Source organism: Streptomyces sp. BV286 (assembly GCF_019090165.1).
In the GTDB taxonomy this organism is placed as follows: domain Bacteria; phylum Actinomycetota; class Actinomycetes; order Streptomycetales; family Streptomycetaceae; genus Streptomyces.
The window spans coordinates 64,310-78,948 of record NZ_JAHRIB010000059.1 but is presented as its reverse complement, the minus strand read 5'-3'; the positions used below and the strand labels follow the sequence as shown (position 1 = coordinate 78,948).

The 14,639-nt window shown below is 72.3% G+C and carries 12 protein-coding genes; 9 read left to right on the top strand and 3 right to left on the bottom strand.

Annotation, left to right across the window (positions count from 1 at the left end; all coding sequences use genetic code 11):
• Nucleotides 1-27 precede the first annotated feature (27 nt).
• The gene (locus tag KUF83_RS08420; protein WP_217453958.1) at nt 28-465 is read right to left on the bottom strand and encodes a Fur family transcriptional regulator; all 438 of its coding nucleotides are present in this window, start codon (nt 463-465) and stop codon (nt 28-30) included.
• Nucleotides 466-799: 334 nt separating this feature from the next.
• Here KUF83_RS08420 and KUF83_RS08415 point away from each other — a divergent pair, with 334 nt between their 5' ends.
• From KUF83_RS08415 to KUF83_RS08400, 4 genes are all read left to right on the top strand, one after another.
• A complete protein-coding gene (locus tag KUF83_RS08415; RefSeq protein ID WP_217453957.1) occupies nt 800-2,275 on the top strand; it encodes an MFS transporter in 1,476 nt (491 codons plus the stop codon).
• A gap of 312 nt (nt 2,276-2,587) precedes the next feature.
• Entirely contained in the window at nt 2,588-2,992 is a 405-nt protein-coding gene (locus tag KUF83_RS08410) for a molybdopterin-binding protein (RefSeq protein WP_217453956.1), read from the top strand.
• 95 nt (nt 2,993-3,087) lie between these two features.
• Nucleotides 3,088-3,879: a molybdate ABC transporter substrate-binding protein gene (gene modA / locus KUF83_RS08405; protein WP_217453955.1), complete on the top strand. Its 792-nt coding sequence runs from the start codon at nt 3,088-3,090 to the stop codon at nt 3,877-3,879.
• A gap of 6 nt (nt 3,880-3,885) precedes the next feature.
• Entirely contained in the window at nt 3,886-5,874 is a 1,989-nt protein-coding gene (locus tag KUF83_RS08400) for an ABC transporter permease (RefSeq protein WP_217453954.1), read from the top strand.
• 54 nt (nt 5,875-5,928) lie between these two features.
• Here the strand turns inward: KUF83_RS08400 and KUF83_RS08395 are convergent, their stop codons facing one another.
• Nucleotides 5,929-10,032, bottom strand: coding sequence for a bifunctional nitrate reductase/sulfite reductase flavoprotein subunit alpha (locus KUF83_RS08395; protein ID WP_254643553.1), 4,104 nt, complete (start codon nt 10,030-10,032; stop codon nt 5,929-5,931).
• 305 nt (nt 10,033-10,337) lie between these two features.
• On the opposite strand from KUF83_RS08395, the gene KUF83_RS08390 reads away from it, so the two are divergent.
• The 4 genes from KUF83_RS08390 to KUF83_RS08375 all read left to right on the top strand — a co-directional run bounded on the left by KUF83_RS08390 (nt 10,338) and on the right by KUF83_RS08375 (nt 13,075).
• Entirely contained in the window at nt 10,338-10,772 is a 435-nt protein-coding gene (locus tag KUF83_RS08390; RefSeq protein WP_217453953.1) for a cell division protein SepF, read from the top strand.
• Between the two features lie 132 nt (nt 10,773-10,904).
• Nucleotides 10,905-12,071, top strand: a complete 1,167-nt coding sequence (locus tag KUF83_RS08385; protein WP_217453952.1) for an ATP-binding protein — start codon at nt 10,905-10,907, stop codon at nt 12,069-12,071.
• Nucleotides 12,068-12,394 (top strand): nucleotide pyrophosphohydrolase, encoded by a 327-nt coding sequence (locus KUF83_RS08380; RefSeq protein WP_217453951.1) that lies wholly within the window; start codon nt 12,068-12,070, stop codon nt 12,392-12,394. The genes KUF83_RS08385 and KUF83_RS08380 overlap by 4 nt, the downstream gene beginning before the upstream one ends.
• A gap of 219 nt (nt 12,395-12,613) precedes the next feature.
• Nucleotides 12,614-13,075 (top strand): DUF6099 family protein, encoded by a 462-nt coding sequence (locus KUF83_RS08375; RefSeq protein WP_217453950.1) that lies wholly within the window; start codon nt 12,614-12,616, stop codon nt 13,073-13,075.
• A 145-nt stretch (nt 13,076-13,220) separates the two neighbouring features.
• On the opposite strand, the gene KUF83_RS08370 is transcribed toward KUF83_RS08375, so the two are convergent.
• Complete coding sequence (locus tag KUF83_RS08370) at nt 13,221-13,385, bottom strand: hypothetical protein (RefSeq protein ID WP_217453949.1); 165 nt, start codon at nt 13,383-13,385, stop codon at nt 13,221-13,223.
• 237 nt (nt 13,386-13,622) lie between these two features.
• Between KUF83_RS08370 and KUF83_RS08365 the strand changes: the two genes are divergently transcribed.
• Nucleotides 13,623-14,543, top strand: coding sequence for an LLM class F420-dependent oxidoreductase (locus KUF83_RS08365; protein WP_217453948.1), 921 nt, complete (start codon nt 13,623-13,625; stop codon nt 14,541-14,543).
• Nucleotides 14,544-14,639: the final 96 nt, after the last annotated feature.

Below are 14,639 nucleotides of genomic sequence, written 5' to 3'. Positions count from 1 at the left end.
TCCTTCCGAACGTGGTGGATCACAAGCTCAGGAACTGAGGGCGGTGGAACAGTCGGGGCACTGGCCCCAGTAGATGACCTCGGCCTCGTCGACGGAGAAGCCGCGGTCGTCGGAAGCGGTCAGGCAGGGGGCGTGACCGGTCGCGCAGTCGACGTCGGCGACGACTCCGCACGACCGGCACACGAGATGGTGGTGGTTGTCCCCGACGCGCCCTTCGAACCGGGCCGGGCTGCCGGGCGGTTCGAGGCGGCGTACGAGTCCCGCCGCGGTGAGCGCGTGGAGCGCCTCGTACACGGCCTGGAGGGAGATGTGGCCCACGCGGGTGCGTACCCCGGAGGCGATGGCCTCGGCATCGAGGTGATCACCGTCCCGGACGGTCTCGAGCAGCGCGACGCGGGCGGCCGTCACCCGCAGCCCGGCACCACGCAGCTCGGCGGCGGTGGTCGGAGTACCGGATGCGGTCATGGGCCAAACCTACGTCCATAAACACGAACAGTTCAAGTAAACGAATGATGCAAGTTTTGGCGTGTCGCGTTGGGCGGGTGTTCGCCGGCCCGTCGACTCATGTCCTGTATGTCCTGGACGGGCGGTGAATCCGGTGTGCGACACGGCTGCGCGGCGGCGCGACTGCACGTCTGCACGGTTGTCGGGTGTTCGCGTGCCGCCCCGCCGGCCGCTCGCGCGGTATGGGTGATGCACTGGATATGTAAGATGCACATTCTGTGCATGATGCATTCTGGCGTCCGGTGTTGCCGTCCGGCGCGTGGCGCCGTGGTCCGGAAGCCCTGGAGGGGAGCCCGTGGAGAGTTCTGACAGTCCCAAGGCCGAGAACCGCTCAGGCGGTGTCATCGGCATCCTCGCCTTCGCCGGCATCGTCGCCGCGGTCACGCAGACCCTGGTGGTGCCGCTGATCGGGGAGCTTCCGACGCTGCTCGACACCAGCGCCTCGAACGCCTCGTGGGTGATCACCGCCACGCTGCTGGCCGCGGCGGTGGCGACGCCCGTCGCCGGACGCCTCGGGGACATGTACGGCAAGCGGCGCATGCTGCTGGTCTCGCTGGTACCGCTCGTCGTGGGCTCGGTGGTCTGCGCCCTGTCCTCCTCCGTGATCCCGATGATCGCCGGACGCGGCCTCCAGGGCCTCGGCATGGGCGTGGTGCCCCTCGGCATCAGCCTCCTGCGGGACGTGGTGCCCGCGGAGAAGCTGGGCTCGTCCATCGCGATCATGAGCGCCTCCATGGGGGTCGGCGGCGCGCTCGGCCTGCCGTTCTCTGCGGCGATCGCCGAGAACGCGAGCTGGCGGGTGCTGTTCTGGGTCGTCGCCGCCCTGGCGCTCGCGGTCGCCACCCTGATCTGGTTCGTCGTGCCGGGCGGCCGGGTGAACACCGCCGCGGGCCGCGGCTTCGACCTGGTCGGCGCGGTCGGCCTCGGTACGGGCCTCGTCTGCCTGCTCCTCGGGGTGTCCAAGGGCGCCGACTGGGGATGGGGCAGTGCCACCACGCTGGGGCTGCTCGGCGCCGCGGTCGTCGTGCTGGCCGCCTGGGGCCGGTGGGAGCTGCGGACGAGCGAGCCGCTGGTCGACCTGCGGGTGACCGCCCGCCCGCAGGTACTGATGACCAACGCGGCGTCGGTCCTCGTCGGATTCGCGATGTACGCCCAGTCGCTGGTCGTGCCCCAGCTGCTGCAGCTGCCCGAGGCCACCGGCTACGGACTGGGCCAGTCGATGCTGGCCATGGGGCTCTGGATGGCCCCGGCGGGCCTGATGATGATGGTCATGTCGCCGCTCGGCGCCAAGGTATCGGCCGCGCGCGGACCCAAGGTCACGCTGACCGTCGGAGCCCTGATCATCGCCCTCGGCTATGGCCTCTCCCTGCCGCTGCTCGGCTCCACCGGCGGTCTGCTCGTCGCCACCATCGTCTGCAACACGGGCGTGGGCTTCGCCTACGGTGCGATGCCGGCCCTCATCATGGGCGCGGTGCCCCAGTCGGAGACCGCCTCGGCCAACAGCTTCAACACGCTGATGCGCTCGATCGGCAGCTCCGTGTCGGCCGCCGTGATCGCGGTGGTCCTGGCGCAGATGACCACGGACTTCGGCGGTTTCGCCCTGCCCTCCGAGGACGGATTCCGCGTCGCCATGCTGATCGGCTGCGCGGTGGCTCTCGCGGCCGCGGCCGTCGCCTCCCTCATCCCCGTCCCCAAGGCGGACGCCTCCGGGTCCGCAGCGGCGCCCGGCCCCGCCGCTCCCGAGGCGGCCGGAGCCGAAGCCAGGGCCTGACTCCCCTGACTCAGGTTCGACCCCACAGCCTCGACGCACCTGCCCGGGCCGGATTCCGGCCCGGGCAGGCGTGCGCGGCGGCACCGCCGGCTCAGGCCGGAGGACCGGAGGGCGTACCTGGGAGGAAGTACCTGGAGGGCGGTGCCTACGGAACCCGGCCGCGGTCGCCGGAGCAGGGGCGGGAGTGGCCGAGCCCGGAGTCCGGGGCGCCGGATCGTCGGTGTCGCACGACCTGCGGCCCGTACCGCATCTGCCATGGGCAATCCGGGGGTGCATTGCAGATGAGAGGGTTCGCGGCCTAATCTGTCGCATATGCAGTCCTACACCATCGGTCAGGCGGCGCGTCTGCTGGGCGTGAGCCCCGACACCGCGCGCCGCTGGGCGGACGCCGGCCGGGTCACGACCCACCGTGACGACAGCGGCCGTCGCGTCATCGACGGCCGGGACCTCGCCGCCTTCTCCGTCGAGCTCGCGCAGAACGGCACCACCGGAACCGGCGAGGACGAGACCCCGTACACCTCGGTCCGCAACGCGTTCCCCGGCATCGTCACCGCCATCAAGCTCGGTGACGTCGCGGCCCAGGTCGAGATCCAGGCCGGCCCGCACCGGCTGGTGTCCCTGCTGACCCGGGAGGCCGTCGAGGAACTGGGCCTGGAGGTCGGCATGCGGGCCACCGCCCGCGTGAAGTCGACCAACGTGCACATCGACCGCACCTGACCGCAGCCCTCCGCGGCGCGTCGCCGTCCCGGCGCGGCCCCGTCCCATCCGCTCGGACGGCGGTCGCCGTCCGCAGTCCCAAGGAGCCCGCCACCGTGTTCCCCACCCGCCGCGCCGCCACCGCGGCCCTCGCCTCCGCCCTGCTCGTCACGCTCGCGGCCTGCGGCGCCGACGGCGGCGACGACAGTGACAGCGGTACGCAGGCCGCCGCAGGCTCCTCGAAGGCCGAGCTGACCGTCCTCGCCGCCTCCTCCCTCACCGACGTCTTCAAGCACGCGGGCGCGGTGTACGAGAAGGAGCACCCCGGCACGAAGGTGACCTTCTCCTTCGCCGGATCGCAGGAACTGGCCGCCCAGGTGCGGCAGGGCGCCCCCGCCGACGCGCTCGTCACCGCGGACACCAAGACGATGGACGGGCTCAAGGCCGACACCGGAACACCGGTCGTCATCGCCAGGAACCGCCTGGTCATCGCCACAGGCAAGGGCAACCCGGAGAAGATCGAAGGCCTCGACGACCTCGCGGACACCGGGCTGAAGGTCGTGCTCGCGGCCCCCGAGGTCCCGGTCGGCCGCTACAGCCGGCAGATCCTCGACGCCCGGAAGATCACCGTGAAACCGGTCTCCGAGGAGCCCAACGTCCGCGCCGTGCTCAGCAAGGTCGAACTCGGCGAGGCGGACGCGGGCATGGTCTACCGGACCGACGCGGCCGCGGCGACCGGCAAGGTCGACGCCGTGGCCATCCCCGACGGCCAGAACGCCATCGCCTCCTACCCGGCCGCCACGCTGAAGGAGTCGAAGCACTCCGCGGCGGCCACGGCCTTCGTGAAGTGGCTCTCCTCCGCCGAGGCCCGGAAGATCCTCACCGACGCGGGCTTCGAGAAGCCGTAACCGGCCGTGAAAGCCGTACGCACACCCGGGCCGGACCACGGAAGCAGGCGCTCCCGCGGCTTCCGCGCGCCCCTCCCGCTGGCCCTTCCCGCGCTGCTCGCCATCGTCTTCCTCGTCCTTCCGCTGGCCGGCATCCTGGCCCGCACCGACTGGGCGGACCTGGGCGGGCACCTGAGCGACCCGGACACCAGCGAGGCGTTGCGGCTCTCGCTGGTCGTCTCCTTCTGGTCGCTCGGTCTGTCCCTCGTACTCGGTGTCCCGCTGGCCTGGCTGCTGGCCCGGGTGCCGTTCCGCGGCAAGGCGCTCGTCCGCTCTCTGGTGCTGCTGCCGATGGTGCTGCCGCCCACCGTCGGAGGTGTCGCGCTGCTGCTCGCGTTCGGGCGGCGCGGGCTGCTCGGACCCTGGCTGGAGGACACGTTCGGCGTCACGCTGCCGTTCCACACCTCGGGAGCGGTCCTCGCCGCCACGTTCGTCGCGATGCCCTTCCTGGTGATCAGCCTCGAAGGGGCGATCGCGGGGCTCCGGCCGCGTTACGAGGAGACCGCGGCCTCGCTGGGAGCCTCCCCGGTACGGGTGTTCGTGACCGTCACCCTGCCCATGGTCGCCCCGGGCCTGATCGCCGGGGCCGCACTCACCTGGGCCCGCGCCCTCGGGGAGTTCGGGGCCACCATCACCTTCGCGGGCAACCTCCCCGGCACCACCCAGACCCTGCCCCTCCAGGTGTATCTGCTCCTCCAGGACGACCCGCAGGCCGCCACCTCCGTCTCGCTCCTCCTCCTCGCCATCGCCATGGCGGTCCTCGTCGCCCTGCGCGGCCGTTTCACGGGCACCCCGGGCGGCACCCGCGCGTACGTGGCCAAGCCGCCCCCGGAGGAGGACCCGCCGGGGGCGGCCGAGGCCGGCGCGGCCCCGGCCGACGGCCTCACTCCCGGTCCCGCTCCCGGCCCCGACGGGACGCTCTGGTCGCTGCATGCCGACGTCACCGGTTTCAACACGCTGGTCCTGGACGCCGACCCGGGCACCACCATCGCCGTCGTCGGACCCAACGGCGCGGGCAAGACCACCCTCCTGCGCGCCCTGCTCGGCCTGACCCCGCGGGCCCACGCCGACCTGCGCCTGGGCGGCACCGACGTCACCGGACTGCCCCCGCACCGCAGAGGAGTCGCCTGGGTGCCCCAGGACGGCGCGCTGTTCCCGCACCTCACCGCGCTCGCCAACACCGCGTACGGGCTCCGGGCGCAGGGCGTGCACCGGACCGAGGCCCGTCGGGCCGCACAGGAGTGGCTCGACCGGCTCGGCGTCGGCCACCTCGCGCACCGCAGGCCTGCCCAGCTCTCCGGCGGACAGGCCCAACGCGTCGCCCTGGCACGGGCACTGGCGGCCCGCCCCCGGCTCCTGCTCCTCGACGAGCCGCTGGCCGCACTCGACCAGAGCACCCGCGCGCGCGTACGGCACACCCTGCGCCGCCACCTCGACGGCTTCGGCGGCGTCTGCCTGATCGTCACCCACGACCCCGTCGAGGCCGTCTCCCTCGCGGACCGCGTCCTCGTACTCGACGAGGGCCGCGCCCTTCAGGACGCGCCGCCCGCCGAGGTCACCCGGCACCCCCGCTCGCCCTGGGTCGCCCGGATGCTCGGCCGCAACGCCTGGCCCGGCACGGCGAGCGCCGAAGGACTCGAACTCGCCGACGGGGGAGGCCTGTTCGTCATCGCCGAGCCGCTGCCCGTAGGGACGCTGGCGCTGGCGATCATCGCTCCCGAGGCGGTCTCCGTCCACCGGGACAGGCCCACCGGCAGCCCCCGCAACGTCTGGCCGGGCACGGTGCGCGAGATCACGGCCAGCGGCAGCCGGCTGCGTGTGCTGATCGGGTCCGACCGCGCGCCCGACGTCGTCGCGGAGATCACCCCGCAGGCCGCCGCCGAACTCGGCCTCGCGGACGGCGTGCCGGTGTGGACCAGCGTCAAGGCGACCGAGACGACCGTGGTGCCCCTCTGAGACGCCCCGTTGGGCAGCTGGGACGGCCTCCGGGGCAGCGGCGGACGCCCCTGGTCAGTACACGTCCCTGACGTACCGCTTGTCCGCCGCGAGCTGCTTGACGTACGCGGCGGCCTCGGCCTCGCCCAGGCCGCCGTGGGTGACCGCGATGTCCCGCAGCGCCCGGTCGACGTCCTTCGCCATGCGGGAGGCGTCCCCGCAGACGAAGAAGCGGGCGCCGTCCTGGAGCCACGACCACAGTTCGGGCCCGTGCTCGCGCATCCGGTCCTGGACGTAGACCTTGGCACGCTGGTCCCGGGAGAACGCCGTGTCCAGGCGAGTGAGGGTGCCGTCGGCGACGAAGCCGGCCAGCTCGTCCTCGTAGTAGAAGTCGGTCGCCCGGTGCTGCTCGCCGAAGAACAGCCAGTTGGGCGCCCGGTGGCCGAGGGCCCGCCGCTCCTCCAGGAATCCGACGAAGGGCGCGACTCCGGTACCGGGCCCCACCATCACCATCGGGGCCGCCGGATCCGCCGGGGGCCTGAAGTGCGGGGAGCGCTGCACGAACACCGGTACCGGCGTGTCCGGTTCGGCGTCGGCGAGGAAGGGTGAGCAGACCCCGCCGCGGGCCTGTCCGCCGAGGTTCTCGTAGCGCACGACGGAGACCGTCAGCGACACGAGGTGCGGGTCGGTGAGCGGGCTGGAGGATATGGAGTACAGGCGCGGCTGGAGCCGCTTCAGGACTTCGGCCCACTCCTGGGCGCCCGCCCGCACGGGATGCTCGGCGATCACGTCCACGGCCTGCCGGCCCCAACTCCACTTGGCCAGCCCGTCCTTGTTGTCCGGCCGCAGCATCCTCTTCAACTCCCGGTTGTCGGCGGTGTGTTCGGCGACGAAACGCAGCAGATCGGGGGTGATCCTGGTGATGTCGAGATGCCGCTCCAGCGCGTCGGCGAGAGAGGTGTGGCCCACTCCGTTCACCTCCACGGTGGTTGCCGCGTCGAGTCCGGACACCTCCAGCCATTCGGCCACCAGGGACGGCGAGTTGACCGGCCGTACGCCGAGCGCGTCCCCGGCCTCGTACGTCAGCGGCGTACCGCTGTCCCGGGTGTCGAAGGTGAAGCGGCGCACCTCCTTGTCCGCGCCGGGCAGGCTGAGCAGCCGGTTGCCGACGAGCCGGGCGGTGACCGCCGCGGGCCTCCTCGACGGGGGAGCAGGCGCGGGGGCGGGCTCCTGGCCCGGCGCGAGCGCGGTGACCACCTGGTCGAGCCAGGCCTGCGCGGACGGCTCGTAGTCCGGTTCGCAGTCCGTGCGCGGAGCGAGCCGCACTCCGCCCAGCTCGTCCAGCCGCTGGTCGAGCCGGCGGCCGTGCCCGCAGAAGTCGTCGTACGAGGAGTCGCCGAGTGCCAGCACGGCATAGCGCACGCCGTCCATGCGCGGGGACCCCGGCTCGTCCAGGGCCGACCAGAAACCGGAGCCGTTGTCGGGCGCGTCCCCGTCGCCGAACGTGCTGGTGATGAGCAGCAGGTCCGCACCGGGCGGCAGCGCGCGCGGGTCGGCGTCGTCCATCCCGACGAGCGTGGCCCGATGGCCGGTCGCGGCGAGCCGCTCGGCGGCGGCGGTGGCGAACTCCTCGGCGTTCCCGGTCTGTGAGGCCCACAGGACGACGACCTCGCGAAGAGGCGTGACCGGGTTCGGCGGGGTGGCCGCGGCACGCGAGTACATCCCGGCGAGAACGCCGTTCACCCAGAGCGCGTGGTCGGGGTCGAAGGGGGCGTCGGCCGGCAGCACGGGCACCCCCTCGGAGCCGGCGGGAAGCCCGGCGAGGAACCCGGTGAGGTACTGGCGCTCCTGAGCGGTCAGGACGGGGGGAGGTGCGGGGACGAGCCCGAAGACCTCGCCGACGTGGGCCGTCGCGGGAACACCGGCCGTACGGGCGGCGGCCGGGTGGTCCCCGGCCCGTCCGGCGCCCGGGGAGCCGGGGCCCGGGGGCAGAGCACCCAGCGGAGCCCGGGGCGGCGCTCCGCTTCCGGAGAGGGACGGAACGGGGGAGGAGACCCTCGCCACCGCTACCGCGCACACCTTCAGCTCGGGCTGGAACGACACGGGGTCGACGGCGTCACTGGTGACGGCGTTGACGCTCAGGTACTCACCGAACAGGTCGTTCCAGTGGAACGGAGCGAACAGACACCCACGCCGCACCCGGTCCGTCACCACCGCGGGCAGCACGGCCCGCCCCCGCCGGGAGGCGACCTCGACCCGGTCCCCGTCGGCCACGCCGAGCTCCGCGGCATCCTCCGGATGCACCTCCACGAACGGCCCCGGATCGAGCTTGTTGAGCTTGGCCACCCGCCCGGTCTTGGTCAGCGTGTGCCACTGGTGCTGGAGCCGACCGGTGTTCAGTACGAAGGGGAAGTCGTCGTCGGGCAGTTCGGCGGCCGGCAGGTGCGGCCGGGCGTGGAACACGGCCCGCCCACTGGCCGTGGGAAAGACCGGACCCCCGTTCACGGCCCCCGCCCCCGCCCCCTCACCGGAACCCGCCCCGTCACCGTCACCGGAACCGACGTACCGGATCGGATTGCGGTCGGGTCCGTCCTCCCGCGCGGCCGGCCACTGCACGGACGTGTCCCGCAGCCGCTCGTACGTCACACCTCGCAGGTCCCACCCGGTCGTGGGGTTCCACGCCCGCTTGATCTCCTCGAATATCTCTTCCGCGCTCTCGTACGAGAACCCCTTCTCGTAGCCCATCTCGCAGGCCACCCGGGCGATGAGACGCCAGTCCGCGAGCGCCTCGCCGGGCGGTTCCACGGCGGCCCGGGCGAGCGTGAGGTTGCGCTCGCTGTTGATGAGGACGCCCTCGGTCTCGGTCCACATGGCGCCGGGCAGCACGACATCGGCGTACGCGTTGGTCTCGGTCTCGGCGAACACGTCCTGGGTGACGACGAACTCGGCGGCCTCCAGGCCCTCGATGACCGTGCGGCGGTTGCCCACCGAGGCGACCGGGTTGGTGCAGATGATCCAGCAGGCCCTGATCTCGCCGTCGGCCATCTTCCGGAACATCTCGACGGTGCCCTTGCCGACCCCGTCCTTGCGGAGGGTGCCGGGTGCCAGCTCCCACAGCTCCTCGACGAAGGCGCGTTCGTCGTCGACGAGTACGGACCGCTGCCCGGGCAGGCCGGGCCCCATGTACCCCATCTCGCGGCCGCCCATGGCGTTGGGCTGTCCGGTGAGCGAGAAGGGGCCGGACCCCGGACGGCAGATCGCACCGGTGGCGAGATGCAGGTTGACCAGCGCGTTCGTGTTCCAGGTGCCGTGCGTGGACTGGTTGAGGCCCATGGTCCACAGGCTCATCCACTCGCCCGCCTCGCCGATCAGCCGGGCGGCCTCGCGGAGGTCGTCCTCCGCGATGCCGGTGATGTCGGCGACGGCGGCGGGCGGGTAGTCGGTGAGGAAGCCGGGCATCGCGTCCCAGCCCTCGGTGTGTGCGGCGATGAACGCGGGGTCGGTGTGCCCGTCCCTGTGGAGCAGATGCAGCAGCCCGTTCAGGAAGGCCAGGTCGGTCCCGGGCCTGATCCGCAGGAACAGGTCGGCCTTGTCGGCGGTGGCGGTGCGCCGCGGGTCGACGACGATCACCTTGGCGCCCGCCGACCTCACCCGGTCCATCATCCGCAGGAAGAGGATCGGATGGCAGTCGGCCATGTTCGAACCGATGACGAGGAAGACGTCCGCCTTCTCGAAGTCCTGGTACGAGCCGGGCGGCCCGTCGGCGCCCAGCGACAGCTTGTAGCCCGCGCCCGCACTCGCCATGCACAGCCGGGAGTTCGACTCGATCTGGTTCGTCCGTACGAAGCCCTTGGCCAGCTTGTTCGCCAGGTACTGGGCCTCCAGGCTCATCTGCCCCGAGACGTAGAAGGCGAAGGCGTCGGGACCGTGCTCGTCGATGACCGCCCGCAGCCGCCTCGCGGTCTCGGTGATCGCCGCGTCCACGGGAGCCGGCTCCGGCTCGGCCCCGCGGTCCTCCCGTACGAGCGCGGTGGAGAGCCGTCCCGGCGCCGCGAGCATGTCCGCGGTGGTCGCCCCCTTGGTGCACAGCCGGCCGTGGTTCGCCGGGTGCGTCTTGTCCCCGGACGCCTTCAGGACCGTACGCCGGCCGTCGGGGCCCATCCCGATGTCGAGGACCATGCCGCAGCCGACGCCGCAGTACGAGCAGACCGTGCGCACCTGGGTCGTGGGGGAGGTCGTGCTCACACGCTGCCTTTCTCCGGCCTTCTCGGATCAGTCCTCGGCGTTCTCGGAACGCTTCCGACAGAACCTCGGTACGTGAGCGTACGAATTGCCCGTTACGCCTGTGTCACATGGCGCGATCATGAGGAGTTACACCCGTCACACAGTCACCTCCGATCCGGTGTGAGGGGGGCCCGAACGGGTCGCGGCCGGTCTGCTGCGGACCGTGTCGCATTGGGCCGAACGGGTGACCATGCGCAACAATGGTCAGTGCAGGCAATCAATGCGATTCAGGTCGGGGGGAGCCGGTGAACAGCCACGACGTCACCGATGAACAGTGGGAAGGGCTCGCCCAGGTCGTTCCGTTGCGCGGCCGCGATGCCTGGCCGTCGTCGGTCGGCCACCGGTCGATGCCGGAGGCGGAGACCGAGACGCGGCGCCGCTTCGTGGTCCTGCGGATCACCATCTTCGCGGACGCCCGTGAGGTCGCCGAGACCCTGATGGCCGGAATCCCGGTCCTCCTGGACCTCACCAGCGCCGAGACGGACGTCGCCAAGCGGGTGCTCGACTTCAGTACGGGCGTCGTCTTCGGCCTCGCGAGCGGAATGCACCGGGTGGACCGGAACGTGTTCCTGCTCACGCCGCCCGGGACCGAGGTGCGCGGACTGATGGAGGGGGCGGGGATCCCCGGCGTCTGACGAGGCCGGAAGCCGGGCCCCGGCCGGTGTGTGGTGAGCGTGCCCGTCCACCGCGGTGGCCGGGTACCTCGATCGTAGGAAGGTCCGCGGGCGAAACGGTTCGGCCTCCGGGCGGAGCCCTACGGTCCGGACATGACCTTGTCATCGCCCGGGACCCGCGCGGAAGCCGAACCACGACCGGACCGGCCGAGCGTCACCGAACTGCGGCTCGCCGCGTTCGCCGCCCACCGCCGTGCCGGATTCCCGCTCGGCCCCCTCAGTCTCTTCTCCGGACCCAGCGGCAGCGGCAAGTCCAGTGCCCTGCGCGCCTACGAGGCACTGGCCCGGCTCGGCGGCGGCGCCGAACTGGACGAGGTGTTCCCGGACCCGGTGGCCTGTGTGCCCGAGCGGGCCCGGCCCGACTCCCAGCGGCGGCGCGGGTTCCGCATCGGCTGCACGGCGGACGGCCCCGAGGGCCCCGTACGGCTCGATGTGGCCGTGCAGGCCGAACCCGAACTGCGCATCGTGGGCGAGCGGTTGACCGCCGGCGGGCTCACCCTGCTGGAGACGGCCCTGCGCGATCCGGGCCGCCGTACGGTGCAGGCGGCCTGGCACACCGCCGGTTCGTCCCCGGTGACGAGGGCGCCGCTCCCCGACGACCGGCTCGGCACCGCGCTCCTTCCCCTGCGCGTCGCGGGCAAGACGGACGGCCAGCGCCAGGTCCTCGCCGCCGCCGAACAGATGGTGGTCGCCCTGCGGTCGGTCTACGCCTGCGACCCACTGCCCCGTTCCATGCGCTCCGCCGTACCGCTCGGCGCGGGACGGCTGCTGCGCGGCTGCGGCAACCTCGCCGAGGTGCTGTGGCGTACGCGCGCCGAGTGCGGGCGGCGGCACGGACTTCTGGTCGACGCGGTGCGGGCGGGTTGCGCGGGACCGGTCCGCGACCTGCTGGCGGAGACCGCGACCGGCGGGGTGGACGGGACGGTCCGGGCGCTGCTCGACCGCGGCGACGGTCTGCGGACACCACTCGGGCGGCTGGGGGACGGGGAGTTGAGATACCTGGCGCTGGCCCTGGTGCTGCTCACGGGTCCCGGTGTGCTGGAGGTCGACCCGGCGGGGGAGGTGCCCGCGACGCTGCAGACGCTCACCGTGCTCGCCGACGGATTCGACCGCGATCTGGACGTACGGCAGCGGGTGGGGCTCGTGCGGCTGGCCGCGCGGATGTGCGAGCGCGGGCACATCCGGCTGGTGGGGGCGGTCAGTGACGCGTCCTGGGCGGCCGGGGTGGGCGGGGTGACGGTGGTAGACCTGGAGCCGTGACCGAACTTGATGTGGCGACACTGCAGCGCAGACTGGCCGCGTTCGCCGCCGCGCGGAACTGGCAGCCCTACCACACGCCCAAGAACCTGGTGGCCGCGCTCAGCGTGGAGGCGTCCGAACTCGTCGAGATCTTCCAGTGGTTGACACCCGAGGAGTCGGTCCGGGTGATGGACGACCCGCAGAAGGCGCCTCGTGTGAGGGACGAAGTCGCGGACGTGCTCGCGTACCTGCTGCAGTTGTGCGAGGTGCTCGGGGTCGATCCCCTCGCGGCGCTCGACGCGAAGATCGACCGGAACGAACGGAGGTTTCCGGTGGGGGAATGAACCAGCCGCTCCGGCGCTCAGCCCTCCTCCCTCCCCGGGAACGGGCTCGAAATCCCCGATTGTCACTCTCCGGAGTTGTTGATCTGTCCACATTCGATTCCGTGTCCACAGATTTCAGGCTTCCTCTGGCTTTTCGTCCCGAGGCACTTCACTCTGGGTAGTGGACAGGCGGAGTTCGGGCAGGCGTGTGAAAAGCGCGTCGGGACAGAGGGGCAGCGCATGGACGCGGTGCGGCTCATCAGCGCGAGCAGGTGTGCCCTGATGGGGAGCGGCGACGCCCCCGAGATCATGGCGGAGGCCTGGCAGGCACAGGCCCTCGCCCAGGCGATAGGCAGTCGGCTGGCGGTGTCCGGGCCGCCCGAACTACGAGGCGAGGCACTGGGGCTGACGGAGCTGGCCGGCCGGGGATGCGGGGTGCTGGACGCTCCCGTGCTCGACATCAGCAGACTGCGGGCCGCGCAGCTCACCGAGCTCGGTGACGCGCGCCGGGCGCTGCTCGACCTCGGTGGCCTGCTTGGCGAGGTCGGTATCGCCCTCGTCGGTATCGCCTGCGGAGCGGCGGATGAGGGGACGTACTGGCAGTGCATGGAGGCCATCGACGCGGCGGACGAGGCGCGTGACCGGGTGCTGGAGATGCTCCGAAGACTCGCGGTACGGGATCAGGAGGCCGCGGCCGGGTAGCCGGGGCCCGGTTCGCCCCGGGCTCTCGCCGTCTCCCGCACTCCGCGGCACCCGCTCGGGGACGCTGCCACCGGACCCGCGCTCCCCGGACGCGGACGCCGAAGGAGCGGGCAGGGCGGCGGGACGAACTGTTCGGGCGAACTCCTCAGACGCAGTCGGGACGGTCGGCCGGAGCCGGAGACGGCCGAGCGCCCGACTGCTGGAACTCCGCGTCGAGTTGCGACAGATCAGCGTTGAGCGTCGCCATCAGCTCCTCCATCTGCTGCAGCAGACCCTTGGGCTGCGACGAGGGAACGGCTTCCTGGGACATGACGGCCTCCTCGGCCTACACCCTCCCCCTGAGGGGAGAACCAGCAACGCGCCGGCCGGCCGCCGACGACGGGTGCCGGGCGGTCCGGCTCCGCCCGAGCCAACGATCACCGCGGAGCCGGGTAACTGCCGCCGGCCCGCGCCGGGCGCACTGTTGACGGATTTCACCCGGCGGGGGACGAGGGGGACCCGCGGTACCGATGGGGTTGACCGGCGTTCGACCGTGCAGGATGGAGGCATGGATCTTCGAATCTTCACCGAGCCCCAGCAAGGGGCGACCTACGACACCCTGCTCGCCGTGGCGAAGGCCACCGAAGACCTGGGGTTCGACGCCTTCTTCCGCTCCGACCACTACCTCCGCATGGGGTCCGCGGACGGGCTTCCCGGGCCGACGGACGCCTGGATCACCCTTGCCGGACTCGCCCGTGAGACCAAGCGGATCCGTCTCGGCACACTGATGACCGCCGGTACCTTCCGTCTCCCCGGCGTCCTGGCGATCCAGGTCGCCCAGGTCGACCAGATGTCCGGCGGCCGCGTCGAACTGGGCCTGGGCGCAGGCTGGTTCGAGGAGGAGCACAAGGCGTACGGCATCCCGTTCCCGAAGGAGAAGTTCGCCCGCCTGGAGGAGCAGCTGGCGATCGTCACGGGGCTGTGGGGGACCGGGATCGGCGAGACCTTCAGTCACGACGGCACCTACTACCAGCTCACCGACTCGCCCGCGCTGCCCAAGCCCGCGCAGGCCAAGGTGCCGGTGCTCATCGGCGGTCACGGCGCGACCCGCACTCCGCGTCTCGCCGGCCGGTACGCCGACGAGTTCAACATGCCGTTCGCGTCGGTCGAGGACAGCGAGCGCCAGTTCGGCCGGGTGCGCGCCGCCGCGGTGGAGGCCGGCCGCAAGGGCACCGACCTCGTCTACTCCAACGCGCTCGTCGCCTGTGTGGGCAAGGACGACGCGGAGGTGGCCCGCCGGGCCGCCGCGATCGGCCGGGAGGTGGAGGAGCTGAAGGCGAACGGCCTGGCGGGTTCCCCCGACGAGGTCGTCGACAGGATCGGCCGCTTCGCGGAGATCGGCTCCCAGCGGATCTACCTGCAGATCCTGGACCTCGACGACCTGGACCACCTGGACCTCATCTCCTCGCAGGTCCAGTCGCAGCTGTAGCGGTGACGGCCCGTCCCCGCCGGGACGGCCGACGCCACCGGGCGGCCCGGCGACCGGCCGTGCCGGGCTCGGACCGCGTGGCCGCTCCGGCCGGGC

Bases quoted from the DNA above. Each gene is read 5' to 3' on its own strand.
- KUF83_RS08420 (WP_217453958.1), bottom strand. From the start codon at position 465: ATGACCGCATCCGGTACTCCGACCACCGCCGCCGAGCTGCGTGGTGCC.
- KUF83_RS08410 (WP_217453956.1), top strand. From the start codon at position 2,588: ATGCAGTCCTACACCATCGGTCAGGCGGCGCGTCTGCTGGGCGTGAGC.
- KUF83_RS08395 (WP_254643553.1), bottom strand. From the start codon at position 10,032: ATGGTCCTCGACATCGGGATGGGCCCCGACGGCCGGCGTACGGTCCTG.
- KUF83_RS08390 (WP_217453953.1), top strand. From the start codon at position 10,338: ATGGTCAGTGCAGGCAATCAATGCGATTCAGGTCGGGGGGAGCCGGTG.
- KUF83_RS08385 (WP_217453952.1), top strand. From the start codon at position 10,905: ATGACCTTGTCATCGCCCGGGACCCGCGCGGAAGCCGAACCACGACCG.
- KUF83_RS08375 (WP_217453950.1), top strand. From the start codon at position 12,614: ATGGACGCGGTGCGGCTCATCAGCGCGAGCAGGTGTGCCCTGATGGGG.
- KUF83_RS08370 (WP_217453949.1), bottom strand. From the start codon at position 13,385: ATGTCCCAGGAAGCCGTTCCCTCGTCGCAGCCCAAGGGTCTGCTGCAG.
- KUF83_RS08365 (WP_217453948.1), top strand. From the start codon at position 13,623: ATGGATCTTCGAATCTTCACCGAGCCCCAGCAAGGGGCGACCTACGAC.